16 protein-coding genes are annotated in these 18,931 nt (G+C 40.4%); 9 read left to right on the top strand and 7 right to left on the bottom strand.

What is annotated here, in order from left to right:
- The first annotated feature begins 18 nt into the window (after positions 1–18).
- Together QPK24_RS13735 and QPK24_RS13730 are read left to right on the top strand one after the other, a co-directional pair.
- Positions 19–384, top strand: coding sequence for a hypothetical protein (locus QPK24_RS13735; RefSeq protein ID WP_285741951.1), 366 nt, complete (start codon positions 19–21; stop codon positions 382–384).
- An 18-nt stretch (positions 385–402) separates the two neighbouring features.
- Positions 403–1,635 (top strand): sialidase family protein, encoded by a 1,233-nt coding sequence (locus tag QPK24_RS13730; RefSeq protein ID WP_285741949.1) that lies wholly within the window; start codon positions 403–405, stop codon positions 1,633–1,635.
- Positions 1,636–1,784: 149 nt separating this feature from the next.
- On the opposite strand, the gene QPK24_RS13725 is transcribed toward QPK24_RS13730, so the two are convergent.
- The 3 genes from QPK24_RS13725 to QPK24_RS13715 form a co-directional block, all read right to left on the bottom strand.
- Positions 1,785–2,810, bottom strand: a complete 1,026-nt coding sequence (locus tag QPK24_RS13725) for a substrate-binding domain-containing protein (protein WP_285741946.1) — start codon at positions 2,808–2,810, stop codon at positions 1,785–1,787.
- Positions 2,811–2,968: 158 nt separating this feature from the next.
- The gene (locus tag QPK24_RS13720) at positions 2,969–4,150 is read right to left on the bottom strand and encodes a glycoside hydrolase family 130 protein (RefSeq protein WP_285741944.1); all 1,182 of its coding nucleotides are present in this window, start codon (positions 4,148–4,150) and stop codon (positions 2,969–2,971) included.
- On the bottom strand, positions 4,150–5,322 hold the full coding sequence (locus QPK24_RS13715; RefSeq protein ID WP_285749320.1) for an AGE family epimerase/isomerase: 1,173 nt from the start codon (positions 5,320–5,322) through the stop codon (positions 4,150–4,152). Before QPK24_RS13715 ends, QPK24_RS13720 begins: the two co-directional genes overlap by 1 nt.
- Positions 5,323–5,550: 228 nt before the next feature.
- Here QPK24_RS13715 and QPK24_RS13710 point away from each other — a divergent pair, with 228 nt between their 5' ends.
- From QPK24_RS13710 to QPK24_RS13680, 7 genes are all read left to right on the top strand, one after another.
- A complete protein-coding gene (locus tag QPK24_RS13710) occupies positions 5,551–6,864 on the top strand; it encodes an ABC transporter substrate-binding protein (protein WP_285741942.1) in 1,314 nt (437 codons plus the stop codon).
- 89 nt (positions 6,865–6,953) lie between these two features.
- Entirely contained in the window at positions 6,954–7,835 is an 882-nt protein-coding gene (locus QPK24_RS13705; RefSeq protein WP_285741940.1) for a carbohydrate ABC transporter permease, read from the top strand.
- Positions 7,835–8,668 (top strand): carbohydrate ABC transporter permease, encoded by an 834-nt coding sequence (locus QPK24_RS13700; protein WP_285741938.1) that lies wholly within the window; start codon positions 7,835–7,837, stop codon positions 8,666–8,668. Before QPK24_RS13705 ends, QPK24_RS13700 begins: the two co-directional genes overlap by 1 nt.
- 29 nt (positions 8,669–8,697) lie before the next feature.
- Positions 8,698–9,720, top strand: a complete 1,023-nt coding sequence (locus QPK24_RS13695) for a glycoside hydrolase family 130 protein (RefSeq protein ID WP_285741936.1) — start codon at positions 8,698–8,700, stop codon at positions 9,718–9,720.
- 16 nt (positions 9,721–9,736) lie between these two features.
- On the top strand, positions 9,737–10,681 hold the full coding sequence (locus QPK24_RS13690) for a glycoside hydrolase family 113 (RefSeq protein WP_285741934.1): 945 nt from the start codon (positions 9,737–9,739) through the stop codon (positions 10,679–10,681).
- 410 nt (positions 10,682–11,091) lie between these two features.
- The gene (locus QPK24_RS13685; protein WP_407083024.1) at positions 11,092–12,060 is read left to right on the top strand and encodes a glycoside hydrolase family 5 protein; all 969 of its coding nucleotides are present in this window, start codon (positions 11,092–11,094) and stop codon (positions 12,058–12,060) included.
- A 165-nt stretch (positions 12,061–12,225) separates the two neighbouring features.
- Positions 12,226–13,362 carry an NAD(P)/FAD-dependent oxidoreductase gene (locus QPK24_RS13680; protein WP_285741929.1) on the top strand — a complete coding sequence of 379 codons (1,137 nt, stop codon included), beginning with the start codon at positions 12,226–12,228 and terminating at the stop codon, positions 13,360–13,362.
- 52 nt (positions 13,363–13,414) lie between these two features.
- Here QPK24_RS13680 and QPK24_RS13675 read toward each other — a convergent pair whose 3' ends face one another.
- The 4 genes from QPK24_RS13675 to QPK24_RS13660 all read right to left on the bottom strand — a co-directional run bounded on the left by QPK24_RS13675 (position 13,415) and on the right by QPK24_RS13660 (position 18,826).
- On the bottom strand, positions 13,415–14,785 hold the full coding sequence (locus tag QPK24_RS13675) for a sigma-54 interaction domain-containing protein (RefSeq protein ID WP_285741927.1): 1,371 nt from the start codon (positions 14,783–14,785) through the stop codon (positions 13,415–13,417).
- Positions 14,786–14,944: 159 nt separating this feature from the next.
- Complete coding sequence (locus QPK24_RS13670; RefSeq protein ID WP_285741925.1) at positions 14,945–15,907, bottom strand: DUF561 domain-containing protein; 963 nt, start codon at positions 15,905–15,907, stop codon at positions 14,945–14,947.
- Positions 15,908–15,974: 67 nt separating this feature from the next.
- The gene (locus QPK24_RS13665; RefSeq protein ID WP_285741922.1) at positions 15,975–17,228 is read right to left on the bottom strand and encodes an L-lactate MFS transporter; all 1,254 of its coding nucleotides are present in this window, start codon (positions 17,226–17,228) and stop codon (positions 15,975–15,977) included.
- Between the two features lie 26 nt (positions 17,229–17,254).
- Positions 17,255–18,826, bottom strand: coding sequence for an acyl CoA:acetate/3-ketoacid CoA transferase (locus QPK24_RS13660; RefSeq protein WP_285741920.1), 1,572 nt, complete (start codon positions 18,824–18,826; stop codon positions 17,255–17,257).
- Positions 18,827–18,931: the final 105 nt, after the last annotated feature.

The raw sequence follows: 18,931 nt of genomic DNA, 5'->3' as shown, positions 1-18,931 counted from the left end.
CGGAAAGGAGGGAGACTTATGCCATATTCTACGGGTTTAATCTATAATTCTTCAGGTGTAAGCGGATCAACGCAGATCTTAGTTACTTGTTTAAATGATTCCCCTTATATTCCCTCTAATATTGAAATACAAGTGTTCAAATGGAATGTATCTCTAACCAGCCGAACACCCATTGGCATTAATTTAATTCAAGTTCAACCGCTCATGACAAAAACATTACTCTACGCACTTTCAGACGCAGGATATTATGAAGTTCAAAGTGACTTTTTTAGTGCAACGAGCACCATAACGCACGTATATGGGATCGATTCAGCTGGAGAAATTATTCAGCGTGTTCTTCAATCGGAGATGACTTATATTGATCAGTTTACCATTACTTCTTAATAAAAGAGGGTGAGCGAAATGCCAGTGGTTAATATTACTGCGGGACTTGGCGGTACGCAGTTCGAGCCTTCCATTGCAGTAAACACTTTAAATCCGAATGTCTTATGCGTGGTAGCGGTAGACACAAGTTCGGGACCTACAGGAACCGGTTTTTATCGATCAATAGATGGTGGATTAACATGGACCACGGAGATTCTTCCCCAGCCTGCAGGATACGCAGGAGCAGAAGCACCTACGATAGATTATACATTTCCTCAAACATTCATTGTTACGGTCCATGTATTTAATGATTTGAATGACGGTACAATCATCAGCTACACCTCTTTTGATGACGGAGAAACATGGTCACCGCCTGTCTTTGTTAAGCGTGGCTATGGCACGATAGTGCACAATGATGAACCCTTTATATCAGTAGATCGATCACCCGGTAGTCCATTCCGTGGAAATGCTTATGTCGGGTACACGCCGCTTTCTGCCTCTGCGACTGCTATTTTTGTACAGCGCTCCTTAGACCAAGGGCTGAACTGGGAAGAACCAGATCGCATTTCAGATCCTCGAGGCTTTCACGATCGTGCTGCACTTGCGGTCGGTTTTTCAGGGCAGGTCTATGCTGGGTTTATATTAACAGGACCGATTAATCCCATTGCTTTCTTACGAATTTCATATGATGGGGGAGTCACCTATCAACCACCTGTGCAAAGACAGTCTACCTTTATATCTTCTGTAGTTAAAGCTCCTTCTCCACTGCCTGTACCTAATTATAACTTTCGTGTTCAGACCAACTTAAGTTTAGGTGCAGATATCTCCAATGGCCCTTATAGCGGTAGTGTATATAGCGTATGGAATGATGCAAGAAATGGTTATACCGATATTTTGTTCTGTAAATCCCCAGATGGTCTTCTATGGACGGCGCCGGTTAGTATTACAGGAGCACCTGCAGGTTCACAAAACTTCAGCCCTTCTATTACCGTATCGCCTTATACGGGAACCATACGTGTGATTTACTATACGAACCGGATTGACGGATTTCTTCTGGATGTGTTTGTTGCTGAATCATTTGACGGGGGAGCTTCTTTTGCAAATCGGCGTGTCACAACGACTTCATTTAATCCAAATGGAATATCTCCAATTCCTACAGAACTTATTGGTGATTATATTACGGCTGCAACGATTGCTCCGGATAACCTGGCTGCTGTATGGAATGCGACCACTCTTCCAACAGGGAAAATGGATATTTATTATGGGACCTAACAAAAAAAATCCTCACGTTCCCATCCTAAAAGTGCACCCACTTTTTGCCGCCGCAGAGCGGCCGCCTACATAGATAAGCTTCATGTAAATCATAAAATCAAAAAAGGATGCAGAGTTATGATACTTTGCATCCTTTTTGTATTTTTTTGTTATTCAGGCGCAGCTGCCGAATTCAAAGATTTTACGGAATCTCTGTAGATGATTTCACCTTTTACAACCAGTCTGCCAAATCGAACATCGGGATGATTGATCTGACGAAGAAGAGACTGAACAGCAGTTTGAGCCATTTGATTGATGTTGACATCAATAGTCGTAAGATGTGGCTCTGTAAGGGTGGCATAAATATCATTATCAAAACCCACGACGGAGCAATCTTCTGGTACCCGGTGGCCCATCAGTTTGAGCTTCTGTACTACAGAGTATGCGACTTGGTCACAGTTACATACAAATGCAGTAGGAAGCGGGGAAGGGAGCTCAATGTCAATATAGGTTCCCTGTTCGTCCCGATCATTGATAATCCACTTCGGTTCTAAATGAATGTGATGTTCAAGCAGTGACTTGTAATAGCCTAAGAAACGATCCTGAATACTGCTTGTGGAGTAAAGGTTACCCACATAGGCGATATCCCGATGTCCTTGCTGGATTAAATAATTTGTAAGTTCATAGGCACCATAAAAATTATCCGTGACTACAGAATCGATACTCGAGTGTTCATCATAAAAATCCAGAAACAGTTTTGGCTGTTCTATGTTCTCAATCACTTCAATATAAGGCTTATTAATCTGACCTAGTACGATAAAACCATCTACTTTACGGTCATAGTAAATCCTAGGAAGAAGGAGACCTTCTTCATCAGAACTGCTAAGGATGTGCAAAATCCCATAATATCCAGTAGCTTCTAGAGACTTCGATATTTCTTGGTAGACACGTAGATAGAAAGACTGATCCGGACCTGTAAATCTTTCAGGAATAATGACCCCAATGTTATAGGTTAATCCTTCGCGCATCGTTTTAGCTGCCATATTCACTCGGTATCCAAGTTCACTTGCCAGTTGTTTAATGCGTTCCTTTAGCTCTTCACTTACGCCTTCTTTATCATTAAGTGCTTTTGACACGGTTACACTACTCACGCCAAGCTGGTTCGCTATGTCACGCATAGTGATGTTTTTATTCATCACATCATCTCCTTTATTCCCGCGGGTGTTGATTAAATATGAAGTAAACTAATGATGTAAAATTAATTCGTTATATGCATGTTAAGTATACCTTCTTCTGGGAAACGAATAAAGAAGATGAATGAATTTATGCAGCGACAAACATCGTAAAAAAAGATTTACTTCGTTACTTTTAATAAGGACTCATTTTTCTTAATTAATTGTGCACGCTGTGCTGCGGAACCCAGGGAACGGAAGGTATCAGCAGGTGTATTAAATGTATAATCGATCAATTTATCAATGGTTGTTGTTGCTACATGGATCCGCGTATCGCTGGATGCGTAGTAAATAAACACTTCTTTCTGATCATTAACAACCGCCCCGTTACAAAACACCACATTTGATACATCTCCGACTCTCTCATCATCATAAGGAGCAAGGAAATGACCACCTGGTTTCGCAATGATTTCGGTAGGATCCGAAAGGCTAGTCGCAAATGTATAGAGCACATAGCGCAGTCCGGCTGCTGTGTTTCTTACGCCATGAGCTATATGAATCCAGCCGCGATCTGTTTTAATCGGTGCAGGACCTTGTCCATTTTTCACTTCATACACGGTATGGTACTGACGCTCGTCAATTATAAATTCTTCATCAATTACAGGGTTTAAAATGTCTTCACAGTAACCAAAGGCAATTCCGCCTCCTGATCCTGTAGAAATGAATCCATCCTGAGGACGAGTATAAAACGCGTATTTTCCATCAACAAATTCAGGGTGGAGAACAACATTACGCTGCTGCGGTGAATTTGTCTTAATATTCGGAAGTCTTGTCCATGTCTTCAGATCTTGAGTACGTACGAATCCCGCTTGTGCCACTGCGCTAGATGTATCAAAAGGAGCTGCATCTGGATCTTTCTGTTCGGAACAGTAGATACCGTAAATCCATCCGTCTTCATGTTTCACGAGTCTCATGTCATACATATTGGTCTCATTCTCATCCATGTCTTCCCACACTAAAGGTTCTCCTACAAAACGGAAATGATCAATACCGTTATCGCTTTCAGCTAAAGCAAAAATAGATTTACGGTCCAGACCTTCGGTACGTGATACCAGTACGTATTTTCCATTATGGTAAATGGCCCCAGGATTCAATGTAGCATTAATCCCGAGTCTTTCCATAAAGTAAGGATTTTGTTCTTCGTCCAGATCAAATCTCCAGTGCAGAGGAACATGATGCCGTGTAAGAACAGGATTTTCATAGCGGTCGTAGATTCCATTATAAAATTGTTCATTCACTTTATTTGGTTTGTTCAGCAATTCCTCTTGTTTAGCAAGCAGTTCACCATATTTTTTGTGTATCATTACTCACTCATCCTCTCAATCATCTCTATACAAAAGCGGCTGTTATGATAGGGACACTTCCAAGCTCCAGCGATTTCACGCTGATCATGGCTGCCATCTTCCTTAACTGCCCACACCCATTCGCTTCCTAGTCTTGAGTCGATAATATGATTTTTAGTATATTCCCATAGGTTAGTAACAAGATCTATAAATAATGGATCATTTGTACGCTGATAGGCATTGTAGAATCCTACAATAGCCTCAGCCTGCACCCACCATATCCTTGTCTTATCTAAATGATCTTTTTCGCGTTCATTAGCAAGAGAGCCATCGCTTTGAATAGCATTTTTTGCAACGGAATAAGCCAAATCAACTATCATTTTTTTGTGATCGGGATGATCGGAACCAATAACTTGCATAGCGTCATCGATAAGCCAGCTTGCTTCAATATCATGACCGTAAGAAGTGAGGTCAAGTAGAGAATTCCAGTTCTGATCAAAGAAAACATGGAGTCTGCCTGTCTTTGCGTCAAACATCCGATCATAAAGAATATGGAGCAAATTTTCAAGTGCAGCTCGAACTCTGCTGTCTGGCCATACACGGTAAAGCGTAGTATACGCTTCCAAGATATGAATGTGTGTATTCATCGTTATGCTGGCGATGACATTATTTTCACTTAACATCTCATTAGGTTGTTCCTGCCATGTGCGATTAAATTCTTCCTTATAAGCATTCGTCTTCGGGTCATAACCTTTCTCTTCAATAAGGAAAAATAAAGTCTTTGCTAGTTCCAAGGCTTCTGCACTATTTAATGCACGATAATACTCGCTTAAACTGTACACAGCAAAAGCCTGATTATAGATATGTTTACGCGTATCGAGGGGATGGCCCTCATAATCTACAGACCAATATACACCGCCGAATACAGGATCAAGAAGATTCTCTTTCAGGAAACGGAAGGAGTGATGGGCATGCTCAGCATAGGAATTAGAGATTAGGTAACGATAAGCAGCTGAGAAAGACCAAAGAATTCTTGAGTTTGCGATTCCGCCTTTTGCTGCGGTTTTATCTAACTTAAGGCTGTAATCCAGCTCTCCATAATACCCCCCTTGCTCATCATCCTTCATGTTTGCCCAGAAAGGAAGTATATGAGATACCCATTCCTTTTGAATCTCGGCAGTTAAGGTATTCAAAGATTCGACCAAAAAGTCACAACCTCTCTAAAATGAAATCTATTTAAGTAAACGATAACTTAATCAAATATTAAATAGCTTTTTAATGCTTGTCAATGATTTAACGGAATGAGATCTCTATAAAAGAAAAGGAGAACAGTAGTAAAAATAAAGGTTGACTGGAAAGCGTTATCAATATAAACTTTGTTTGTAACTTAATCGTTAACTTAAAAACACTTGAAAGGGGTTATGAAAGTGAGTAATAAAAAAGGGTTATTTAAGTTTTTATCTGTATTTCTCATTATCTCTATCTTGGCAGCATGTTCTTCTAATGGAGGAGATTCAAGTGCTTCAGATGATGATGGGGCAATCAAAGGAGAAATCACCGTGATCACGCAGAGAACAGATATTGTTGATACGGTATTCCAAGATTACGCTAAGAAGTTTAATGAAAAGTATCCAGATGTAAAAGTCAATTTTGAAGCTCTTTCTGATTATGAAGGTCAAATCAAAATTCGTATGAATACAGATGAATACGGTGATGTTCTACTGATCCCAACTAGTGTTCCTGTTGCTGATCTTCCAGATTTCTTTGAACCGCTAGGAAGCTATGATGAACTGAAAACGAAGTACACAGGTATTGAAGAACGAATGGTAGATAACACAATCTACGGAATTCCAGTAGCAATTACATACTCCGGTGTCATCTATAACAAGCAGGTGTTTAAAGATGCTGGTGTAACGGACATTCCACAAACAATTGATCAGTTTATGGATGCGCTTAGAAGTGTGAAAGAAAAAACAGAGGCAGTTCCTTTGTACACAAACTATGCAGCTGGTTGGCCGCTGACTCAGTGGGAATCTGATCTAACGACGGTAGCTGGCAATGTTGATTATGTAAACGTTACACAGCCAAACAGTGATGACAACTTTGTGGCAGGTCAGCCACACTATGATCTTTATAAAATTTTGTTTGATGCAACAAAAGAAGGTTTGATTGAACGCGATCCTACGACAACCGACTGGGAGAGTTCAAAAGCAGATTTAGGACAAGGGAAAATAGCAACTATGGTTCTTGGATCTTGGGCTATTGACCAAATTAAAGCTTCGGCAACCAATCCAGATGATATCGGATTTATGCCATTCCCTACGAACGCTGATAACGTCATTGTTCCACTCGGAGCAGACTATAACCTTGCAATTAACATAAACAGTAAGAATAAACCTGCTGCAAAAGCATGGGTAGACTTTTTCATTAATGAATCTAATTATGCAGTAGAACAAGCAGGCAGTATCAGTCCAGTTGTTGGTGCAGAACTTCCTGATATTTTGAAAGAATTCGGCGATAAAGGTGTAGAGTTTAAATTCATTACTCCTTCCAAAGAAGGACAAGAAGGTTTAGTAGATAAGATTGATAAAGAAGCGGAAGTTGGTCTCTGGCAGCCTGACTTTAAGAAAAGAATTATTGAAGCTGCGCTTGGTAACCGGAAAGAATCGTATGATGACATTATGAAAGACCTGAATGATGCATGGGTTGAAGCTCGAAAAACAGTAGCCGAATAGAGAAGAGTGAAAGGTTCAGAAGATCATCCAGGACCATGCCGATGATCTTCTGAAATTTCATAAAACGGCTGGATAAGTGGAGGTATGGCATGTTTAAATTATCTAATTTGAGTTACGCCAATCAGAGAAAATTAATTATACTGGCGTTCTCTTTCATCCCGGTTATTCTATTAGTTACATTTGCTTACCTGCCTGTAGTAAATATGTTCAAATACAGTTTTACGAGCTGGAATGGTTACAGCAAAAACATGGAATATGTAGGTTTAAAAAACTATATTAACATTTTTACAAAGCCTGAATATTTTTCCGTGTTTAAAGTAAGTTTGTATTACTTTGTAGCTACCTTTTTCCAAATGGGTCTGGCTCTATACTTTGCAACGATATTAAGTTTTAAAGTTCGGTTTAAAAACTTCTTTAAAGGGGTTTTATTTTTCCCTTATATGCTAAATGGTGTTGCCATTGGTTTTATATTTTTATTCTTCTTTAGACCAGATGGAACCTTTGATACATTGCTGAATGCGCTGGGACTTGGTAAGAATATTACGCTCTGGCTTGGTAACCCAGACGTGATTAACATTTCACTTGCAAGTGCTTCTGTATGGAGATACATGGGATTTAACTTCATTATCTTTCTCGGGGCTATTTCCTCGATTGACAAAGATATTTATGAAGCGGCGGATATTGATGGTGCGAACAAATGGCATCAGTTCAAACATATTATTATCCCAAGTATCAAACGAATCGTTCAGCTAAATCTGATTCTTGCAATTAGCGGTGCGATCAGTGCTTTTGATATTCCGTACATTATGGTTGATGGAGCAAATGGCAGTAAAACGTTTGTTATACAGACCATTGATATGGCGTTCAAATACGGGAAGTTTGGTCTTGCTTCAGCGATGGCAGTGGTGCTCTTATTTATCGTCATCATTGTTACCTTGTTGCAGCGCCTTGTCATTAAGGAGGATAACTGATGTTTACCCTTAAGAAATCAGTAGCGTCGGCTATTAAATATATATCGCTAATCGTGGGTTCTCTTGTCGCTATTGTACCGATTCTTGTTGTGTTTTTTGCTTCATTCAAAACCAAAGAAGAGTATGCAACAACGAGTCCGATTACACCACCGGCAGACTTTACAAACATAAGTAACTATGTAACTGCTTTTATTGATGGGAATATGCTTATCGGATTTATGAATACTTTTATCATTTTAATTATCTCGATTGTGGGTGCAACCTTAACAGGTTCTATGATTGCTTTTATCCTTAGCCGGTTTAAATTTAGAGGCAAAAAACTGCTTATGGGTGCTTTTCTGCTGGCCACACTGATTCCGAGTGTAACTACACAGGTCGCCACTTTCCAGATTATTAATGCCCTTGATCTGATGAATACAAGATGGGCAGCGATTGTTCTGTATCTTGGGACGGATATCATTGCGGTATATATTTTCTTACAATTCCTAGATACGATTTCGCAGGCACTAGATGAGTCGGCGATGCTGGATGGTGCGTCGTACTTTACAATTTATTGGAGAATTATCCTGCCATTACTTATGCCGGCGATCGTCACTGTCATTATTGTAAAAGGTGTAAATATTTATAATGACTTCTATACACCTTTCCTGTATATGCCGAAGACAGATTTACAAGTGATATCAACCGCATTGTTTAAATTTAAGGGTCCTTATGGTTCCCAATGGGAAGTCATCAGTGCGGGCATTATGATAGCAATTATTCCTACACTTATTATATTCATGAGCCTTCAAAAGTATATTTACAATGGTCTAACAAACGGTTCTGTTAAATAACTTTCAGATAATGGAGAGGGGAATTTACAATGTCAAAAGTAAATATTATTGGACAAGCTTTGCCGAATATGCCATGGGAGAACAGACCAGAAGGGGTTACAACACCCGTGTGGAGACATTCAGCTAACCCAATTATCGACCGTAATCCGGTGAAAGGGATTGCTAGAATTTTTAACAGTGCAGTTGTGCCTTATGAAGATGGTTATATGGGTGTATTTCGTGCCGAGACAATCAACGGACGTCCTCATTTGCATTTAGGAAAAAGTAAAGATGGCTTGAAGTGGGAGATTGAAGAAGAAGCGATCGTGTTCACAGATGATAATGGTCAGCCTTATCGACCGAACTATGCTTATGATCCTCGCGTAGTAAAAGTAGAAGAAACTTATTATATCATTTGGTGTATTGATTTTTACGGTGCTGCTTTGGGATTTGCAAAAACAGAGGACTTCAAAACGTTCACTAGACTTGAAAATCCATTCTTGCCTTTCAATCGTAACGGAGTTCTGTTTCCGAAGAAGAAAGATGGTAAATTCTTAATGCTGTCCAGACCAAGTGACAGCGGACATACTCCTTTTGGTGATATTTTCCTCAGCGAAAGCCCTGATCTCGTATACTGGGGGAAACATCGTCACGTCATGAGCAAAGGCGGACAAGGATGGTGGCAATCTGTAAAGATTGGCGGCGGACCAGCACCTATTGAAACTTCTGAAGGCTGGCTGATGTTCTATCATGGTGTGACGGGTACTTGTAACGGTTTCGTATATAGCATGGGTGCCGTTATCCTTGATAAAGAGGAGCCTTCAAAAGTGAAATATCGTTCCTCTACTTTTGTACTTACTCCAGAGACATGGTATGAAGAGAGAGGATTCGTTAATAATGTCATCTTCCCTTGTGCCACTCTTCAAGATGCGGATACTGGCAGAATTGCAATCTATTACGGAGCTGCGGATTCCTATGTGGGTGTTGCATATACTGATGTAAATGAAATTGTAGAATATATTAAAAATACGCATGAAGATATAGCAGACGATCATGAGATCGGACTCATCTAAGAAAGGGATATGATCAATGCCGTTGGAACTGGAATATATGAAAGGTTTTACTTTTGGTTGGTTAAATAAGAAAGGTGATTTTATCAAATCGGAAGCAAAAGAATCACTTCGACTTATGAAAGAACGAACGAACAGCAATTATGCTATCTTTGCGCTTGTAGCGTTACAAGATACTCCTCATTCTACTCATGTTGATTATAAAGGTGATCATATGGTAGCGGATGAGGAACTGATCGGAATGATCCAGTATGCTCGTTCCCTTCATATGAAAGTGATATTAAAGCCTACCGTAAACTGCAGTGATGGAACTTGGCGAGCACATATTAATTTCTTTGATCTCGATGTCCCTTGTGAGCCGAAATGGCATGATTGGTTTAAGAGTTACACGGAATATCAACTTCATTATGCAAAATTAGCAGAGGCTATGAACTGTGAAATGCTGATTGTAGGTTGCGAGATGGTACAAACCGAACGCCGCTCTAATGAATGGCGGGAGCTGATCTCTAGCGTCCGTGATGAATATACAGGATTGATCAGTTATAACACAGACAAGTATCAAGAGTCTAATGTCAGCTGGTGGGATGCCGTCGATGTGATTTCTTCCAGCGGATACTATCCTATTGATGATTGGGAAAGACAGCTTGATCGTATTGAACAAGAAATTGCTTCTTATGATAAACCTTTCTTTTTTGCAGAAGCAGGCTGTCCGAGCCGGAAAGGTTCTTCTTACCTTCCGAATGATTGGGAACTTTCTGGCGGGGTGTCTATCGAAGAACAAGCACGTTACTATGAGGCGATGATTGAACATACACGTAAACGTCCCTGGGTAAGAGGCTTAGGACTATGGGATTGGCCAGGTTTATTATACAAGGAAGAAAATGCGGCAACAGATGATGGTTACAGTGTATATGGCAAGTCTGCTGAACGTGTAATCAAAGCGTTTTATCAGCAAGAACTTTAGAACCAGCACAGCAGCACCCATGGTTAAGTAAGTAAAAACTTTATCCTTATTCCCTTTGTAAATGAAATAGCAGATGACTCCGAGATGATCTGGGGTCATCTTTTTTTATTTTCTTTGGCAGGTATAAGAACATGGATGTTCACGGACTTTGGAATCATTTTTGTAGGATAATCGAATGAAATAACTTACGTAAATAAAGAGCGAAAATAAGCATTATTGACCATTTACTGTAAGCGTTTTCTTTAATAAAATTCAAGTAACCTAATCGATGAGGTTAAGATAAAGTAATGTTTATTCCCTGCTTAAAATAAGTTGATTCTATTTCTGTGTTCACTCATCACCCGATTTTACTTCCATCTATCCGATGAGAATTAAAATAATATAAAATGGGAGGTAGTTATATGCTTCGGATGAAAAAAAGTTTAATCTCGATGTTGGCTGTTCTCACTGTATTTGCCTTTGGAGGGACCCTGCCAAAAGCGGAAGCAGCTGCAGGATTTTATGTAAGCGGAACGAAAATCTACGACTCTACAGGAAAACCTTTTGTCATGAGAGGGATTAATTATGCGCATTCATGGTTTAAATCGGATCTAAATACGGCGATTCCAGCGATTGCAAATACGGGGGCTAACACGGTACGCATTGTATTATCCAATGGAAGTCAGTACACGAAAGATGATATAAGCAGCGTCAAAAATATAATATCTCTCGTATCGCAGCATAAAATGGTCGCTATTCTTGAAGTACATGATGCTACCGGAAAAGATGATTATGCATCACTGGATGAGGCAGTAAACTACTGGATTAGCATAAAGGACGCTTTCATCGGAAAAGAAGACAGAGTTATGATTAACATTGCAAATGAATGGTATGGAAGCTGGAACGGCAGCGGATGGGCTGATGGATACAAACAGGCTATTCCAAAACTTCGTAATGCGGGCATTAAAAACACATTAATCGTGGATGCGGCAGGCTGGGGTCAGTACCCGCAATCGATAGTCGATTATGGACAAAGCGTATTTGCAGCAGACTCTCAGAAAAATACAGTGTTCTCCATTCATATGTATGAGTATGCTGGGAAAGATGCAGCAACCGTAAAGTCCAATATGGAGAATGTGATAAACAAGGGGCTTCCACTCATCATTGGTGAATTTGGTGGATATCATCAAGGTGCAGATGTGGATGAAACCGCAATTATGAAGTATGGACAAGAGAAAGGGATCGGCTGGCTGGCATGGTCTTGGCATGGAAACAGTGCAGAATTGAATTACTTAGATCTGGCAACAGGTCCAAATGGAAGTCTTACGAGCTGGGGGAACACCGTGGTTCATGGTACAAATGGGATTAAACAAACTTCGGTTAAAGCCGGTATCTTTTAATCGATTTATTAATGTTGATCGTTAGGTTCCATAAGAATAGTATTGTTGGTTCTATAAAATTAAGATCAGATTTCCCTTTCACAAACAAACCCGCCTTCTTTTTGAAGTGCGGGTTTGTTATCATTGATACAGGTTGTAAGTGTTGTAAGGAAAGGGATGTAATACATGAAGAAGAAAGTCATCGTTGTAGGTTCAGGAATTCTAGGAGCTTCTACAGCCTACCAATTGGCGAAAAAAGGAGCAGAGGTTATTATTATAGACCGCGGTGATCAAGGGCAAGCCACCGATGCTGCTGCCGGGATAATATGTCCTTGGTTATCACAAAGGCGTAATCAAGATTGGTACCAGCTTGCTAAAGCTGGCGCGAGCTTTTATCCTAAGCTGATTCAGGAACTTGAAGCTGAAGGGGAAACTGAAACTGGATATGCAAGAGTGGGTGCTCTTAGTATCCATACCGATGTAGAGAAAGTTGCGAAAATAGAGGAAAGAGCACATAAACGCAGACCAGATGCGCCGGAGATAGGCGATATTACAAGACTTGATGAGCAAGAAACCCGCGAACGGTTTCCTCTATTAAAAGAAGATTATCATGCTGTACATATCAGCGGTGCGGCGCGTGTTGACGGACGGGCGCTGCGTGATGCACTGATCCGCTCGGCAGAGCGAAATGGGGCAATTGTAATTCATGGGCATGCAGTACTTCAGTATCATTCAAACCGAGTAAGAGGGGTCACCGTTAATAAAGAGAACATTTCAGCTGATAAAGTGATCGTGTGTGCAGGTGCTTGGGCTGCGTCTCTAATGGCACCTTTAGGTATTTCTTTTCAAGTTAGTTACCAAAAAGCACAAATTATGCATCTGCAAATTCCAGATGGTGAGAATACAGATGAGTGGCCTGTAGTTATGCCGCCTTCAGATCAATATTTGCTTTCCTTCGGGAATCAAAAAATAGTGATTGGAGCAACTCACGAAAATGATATTGAAGGTTATGATACAAGGGTTACCGCAGGCGGGATGCATGAAATACTTACAAAAGGGCTGGAAGTGGCACCAGGTTTAGCATTTAGCTCACTTCAAGAGGTCAGAGTTGGATTTCGTCCCTTTACACCGGGATTTTTACCAGTGTTTGGTGCAGTTCCGGAGTGGGAGGGCGTGTTAGCCGCCAATGGACTTGGTTCATCGGGTTTAACGATGGGACCTTACATTGGAAGTCAGTTAGCTGCATTAGCACTCGGCATGCCACTGGATATAGATATTGACCCTTATGATTTGCGAAAAGCAATGGAAGGAAACGAAATATAAAAAAAGGAGATCTAGATAATTGTCTTACTTTTATCCAGATCTCTTTTTGTTTTCAATGTTCGTCTTTTAAGATCTCTTCCATTTTTTTAAGTTTTCGATAGATCACAGAACGATGAATATCTAATTTCTGAGCAGCTTCGCTTATGTTTCCCTGGCAGGAGTCAAGCACTTTCTCAATATATCGTCCTTCTGTGATCGTTGTGAAATCTTTAAGTGAATGAAATTGAGTCTGATTGTTGTTAATGAAATGATCGAGTGCAAACCAGTCTGAAACGATTTCATTCATGTTTTTTATAGGCAGATTATTGATAACGATTAATCGTTCAACATAATTACGTAACTCCCGCACATTTCCCGGCCAACTAAGCGATAATATATGTTGAAATTCTTCTGCACTTAATAAAAATTGTTTGTTGTATTTTTGATTGAATTCATCGATAAACCTAGAAACGAGACCCACGATATCTAATTTCCGATCACGAAGGGGAGGAATATGAATAGGGATGACGTTAATTCGGTAAAAGAGATCTTGTCTGAACTTACCTTGCTTCACGAGTTTCCAAAGGTCACAGTTTGTAGCGGCAATAAAGCGACAATCCACCTTAATATTTTCTATACCACCGACTCTTCGAAGTTCGTTCGTTTCAATGACCCGAAGTAACTTTGTCTGCATATCCAGAGGCATTTCTGACAGCTCATCGAGAAATAGGATCCCTTGGTGAGCTGTTTCAATAAGTCCTATTTTACCTTTTGAATTACGGTCATAGACACCATCTTCATAGCCGAACATTTCATATTCAAATAAAGAATTCGGAATCGCAGCACAGTTTAAAGTGACAAAAGGACCATTGGAACGATTGCTTTTTTGGTATATATAATTAGCGATCACCTCTTTACCTGTCCCGGATTCACCCGTGATCAGAATCTTGCTGTCGAAAGGAGCGATTTGGTCACATACTTTAATAATCTGTTTCATCGCAATACTCTCAGCCACAATATCAGGTGGAGATACCGTCTTATCGAACTCTTTAATAAGGACCTCACTTTCCTGAGTTTCTCGTTTACTTTCTTCAAACGAACTTTTATTCGAGGTTGTGACTACAAGCTGAATTTCTCCATCTGGCTCAAGGATCGGAATGGAAGTAGATAGAATACTAAACCCTCGGTTTGTATTGATTTTTTTCGTCACTCTTTTTTTGGTTTTAATTGCTTCCATCGTAATCGAATAATCGTAGTATCCCGCACTCACAAGATCCATGACGTTAGATCTTAAAATCTCTTCCAGCGGTATTCCAAGTGTAATTGCTGTAAATTCATTAGAAATTAGAATATTCCCATAACGATCTGTTACGAAAAGGGTAGAGGGAGATTCATTCTGATCATTCTGCCCATGCGATTTTCCCAAAAACTCTGTGTTTGTCATAAGTGTCATTCCTTTATCAGCAAACCAACTTTATTTCTTGATTAAGAAGTACTTCATTATTATGGGGAGTTTAGACTATTTTAAACAAATGATATTTAAGGGTCGTAACATAGAAAAAACCTGGACATTCAGGATGAATATCCAGGCGTAAGTGTGATATTAAGCGAATGTTAACTCGCGTGCCTCTTGGAATTTAACTTTTCCAAGCTTTTCAAATACTTGCTCTGCTTCTGCAAACATGGAAGTAATCATTTCCTCTACTGTTGTGATTTCGTTGCACAATCCGCAAATCTGACCAGCCATGACAGAACCATTATCTGTATCTCCTTCAAAAACAGCTCTACGCAAGGAGCCAAGAGACAATTTTTCTAATTCATCTCGGCTTGCTTTTGCATCTTCAAGTTCCAGGTATTTCGCAATCATACTATTCTTAATACTGCGAACCGGACCACCAATACTGCGGCCTGTTACGGTTGTACTTGTATCTGTAGCTTCGAGTACTGCTTTTTTAAAGTTCTCGTGAGTTGGGCATTCTACAGTTGTTAAGAAACGAGTACCTACTTGAACACCTTGAGCACCTAAAGCAAAGGCAGCTGCAACACCGCGGCCGTCAGCAATACCGCCAGCACCGATTACAGGAATAGACACAGCGCTCACAATCTGAGGAAGAAGAGCCATTGTAGTCGTTTCGCCTACATGTCCGCCAGCTTCTGTTCCCTCAGCAACGACAGCGTCAACTCCCAAAGCTTCCATTTTTTTAGCAATTTTTACGGAAGGGACTACAGGAATAACAATAATATTGTTTTCTTTAAAGGTTTGCATGTATGGAGCCGGAGTTCCCGCACCAGTCGTTACAATTTTAACACCTTCTTCAATCACGACTTGAATAAGTTCAGGGATGTTGTGCATCATGAGCATTAGGTTTACGGCAAATGGTTTATCTGTAATTTCACGAGTTTTACGAATTTCTTCACGAAGACGATCAGCGGATAATCCGCCAGAACCGATAATACCTAGCCCGCCTGCATTAGATACAGCGCCTGCAAGAGGAGCAAGAGCGATTTGCGCCATAGCACCTTGGAAGATCGGGTATTTAATTCCTAGAAGTTTAGTAATAGACATGTGTAATTCCTCCTAAAGATAATGAAGTATTTTTTAATTCTTTTTTGATTCATTATTTATTTATTTGTTATTCTGCTGCTTCCATTGACATCTGTTTGGATGTTGAATTTTGTTTATTCTTTTTATCCATTGCGTTATAGACGAATGTTAACAGTAGACCAACTAGAGAAATAACGAGTGCGATGTAAAATGCGTTTGTGAAATTTCCATCATTCGCTGCAGCTACGCTAGAAGCAATTCTTGGTCCAAAGAATGCAGCTCCAGAGTATCCGATGAAGACAACACCGTAGTTCACACCATAATATTTCATACCGAACTTTTCTCCTACAATGGAAGGGAAGATACCCATGGTTCCACCGAAGCAAAGTCCGATACCCACAATAGCAATGACAAAGCCAGTAACGGTAGAAGACTGTGCAATAATAAACATCATGACTGAAATTACAAGATAGATCATCATAAGGCATTTAAATCTACCGATTTTATCGGAAACAGCACCCCAGAATACACGGCCGAGGCAATTGCTTAGACTGTACAAACTAACATAAAGTGCAGCTACTGCCGGAGTTAAACCAAACATCGTTTGACCAATTACAGAAGCATTGGAGGTTACCATCATCCCGGACAGTGCACCGATCAAGAACATAGATGCAATGACATAGAATAATGGAGTTTTGATCATTTCCTTCCAGTTGAGGTTCACGCTGCTTTTTGCACTTGAAGTGACTGGGGGAATCCAACCTTCCGGAATGTACCCTGCTGGTGCTGGCTTAACCAAGAAGCCGCAGCCTAGAATAATAATGAGGAAGGCAATACCCAGAGTAACCATCGCCATATTAACACCGCTGCTGCTGATTAGAGCATTCGCAATAGGGGAGATAATTACCGTACCGCCGCCGTAACCAGCCGTTACGATACCAGCTGCAAGTCCGCGTTTATCCGGGAAGAGCTTCGCATTGTTACCAATCGTTGAAGCATAAACAATCCCTTGTCCTATACCAGCGATTAAACCATATGTGATATAAAGCATCCATGGAGCGGTTGCTAGTCCGGATAGTAGGAACCCAAGACCAAACATCGTACCACCGATAAAGATCGCTTTCTTCGCTCCGCCTTTATCCACTAATTTACCGCCGAGAATCATTGGGACAGGAGAGATGGCAGCATTAATGGTAAATGCCATCATAATATCTCCCATCGAAGCATTGAATTTTTCAGATAATGGCAAGGCAAATATACTGAAGGCGTACACCGCACCTACACATAAATTAATGAGGGTAGAAGCCCACAAAATCGTCCATCGATTCAGTTTTGTTTGCATGATTTTATCCCTTTCCTATGAAGATGTTAGTTCTTTGATTGTTTAAAAAGGATGTTTTTCAATTCTCCCCATTGCTCTTGGAAAATACCAGGATCCATTTCTTTTAGATCAGGGGAAATCACAGGTTCAAATTCCATTTGATCAAGAATATGTTTTTGAAGATCAACACCTGGTGCAATTTCGGTCAGTGTCAATTTTCCGTTTAATAGTTCAAATACAGCGCGTTCTGTTACATAGATAACAGGTTGGTTCGTTTTTGTCGCATAAGCACCGCTGAACGTAATTTGCTGAACTTGTTTCACAAATTTCTTGGATTTACCTTCTTTAATAATGTTTAGTTTTCCATCTTCAACACGGACTTCCAAACCTCCAGCCGTAAACGTTCCTGCAAAGACTAATTTTTTAGCGGACTGGGATATATTAATGAAACCGCCGCATCCAGCAACACGAGTTCCGAATTTACTTACGTTCACATTGCCATCTCCATCAGTTTGAGCCAGACCAAGTACGGAGAGGTCAATTCCGCCGCCATCATAGAAATCAAATTGTGCATGATGATCAACGATAGCTTCACTGTTATATGCATGTCCAAAATCTTTCAGTCCTGCGGGTACACCGCCGATGGATCCTGCTTCGGTTGTAAGAATAAGTTGATCACTTACCCCTTCTTCCGCAGAAACGATAGATACATTGACAGGAATGCCGACACCAAGATTAAGAATCGTGTTAGGTTTTAACTCAGCAGCAGAGCGGCGAGCAATCACTTTACGCTCATCAAGCGGAAGTGCTTCAATGCTTTCTGTTGGTACTTTGATATGACCTGAGAATGCTGGGTTATACTGCGTGTTTTCCGTTTGGAAGTGATTTTCAGGACTAGCAACAACGATGTGGTCAACTAGAATACCAGGAACCACAACATCTTTTGGACTTAGTGAGCCAGCCTTCGCAACCGATTCAACCTGAGCAATCACAATACCGCCTGAGTTACGTACAGCTTGAGCAATCGGAAGTACTTCCATATGAAGTCCTTCTTTTTCAAGGGTTAGATTTCCGTTTTCATCTGCTACGGTGCCTCGAATGAGAGCTACTTGAATAGGGAAGGATTTATAGAATAACCACTCTTCGCCTTCAAGTTCGATTACTTTTACGATATCTTCTTTTGTTGAGGGAGACATTTTGGCACCTTCGATTCGTGGGTCAACAAATGTGCCAAGTCCTACTTTGGTAATTACGCCAGGACGTTTTGCTGCAATTTCGCGATAGAGCTGAGTAATAACGCCTTGTGGCAGGTTGTAAGCTTCACATTTATCTTCTTCAATCAGTTTTGCCATAGCAGGTGAAGCAATAGCAATACCGCCAATCCATCGTTTGATCAAGCCTTCATGACCTAAATGACTCATTCCTTTGCTACGGCGATCACCGACTGCGCTCGCATGAATGACAGTCAAATTTTTTGGATGACCTGTTTCAAGGAACCGTTCTTCGATAGCAATACCCATTTCTTCAGCCCAGCAGGACAATCCAAATCCACTTGCTGCAACTGTATCGCCGTCGTTAATCAGCTTAGCAGCTTCCATTGCAGTAATAACTTTTGACATTAGGACACACCCCTTATTTTTTAATCCATTATTTGTATAGTGAAAGAATTCACATAATATCGAACATCTCTGTATTCATTTTTTTAGTTAGACACAAATGTTTGT

It is taken from the genome of Paenibacillus polygoni (assembly GCF_030263935.1).
Classification (GTDB): Bacteria; Bacillota; Bacilli; order Paenibacillales; family Paenibacillaceae; genus Paenibacillus; species Paenibacillus polygoni.
The sequence above is the reverse complement of the archived record's forward strand: the minus strand, read 5'-3'. Positions and strand labels throughout refer to the sequence as shown.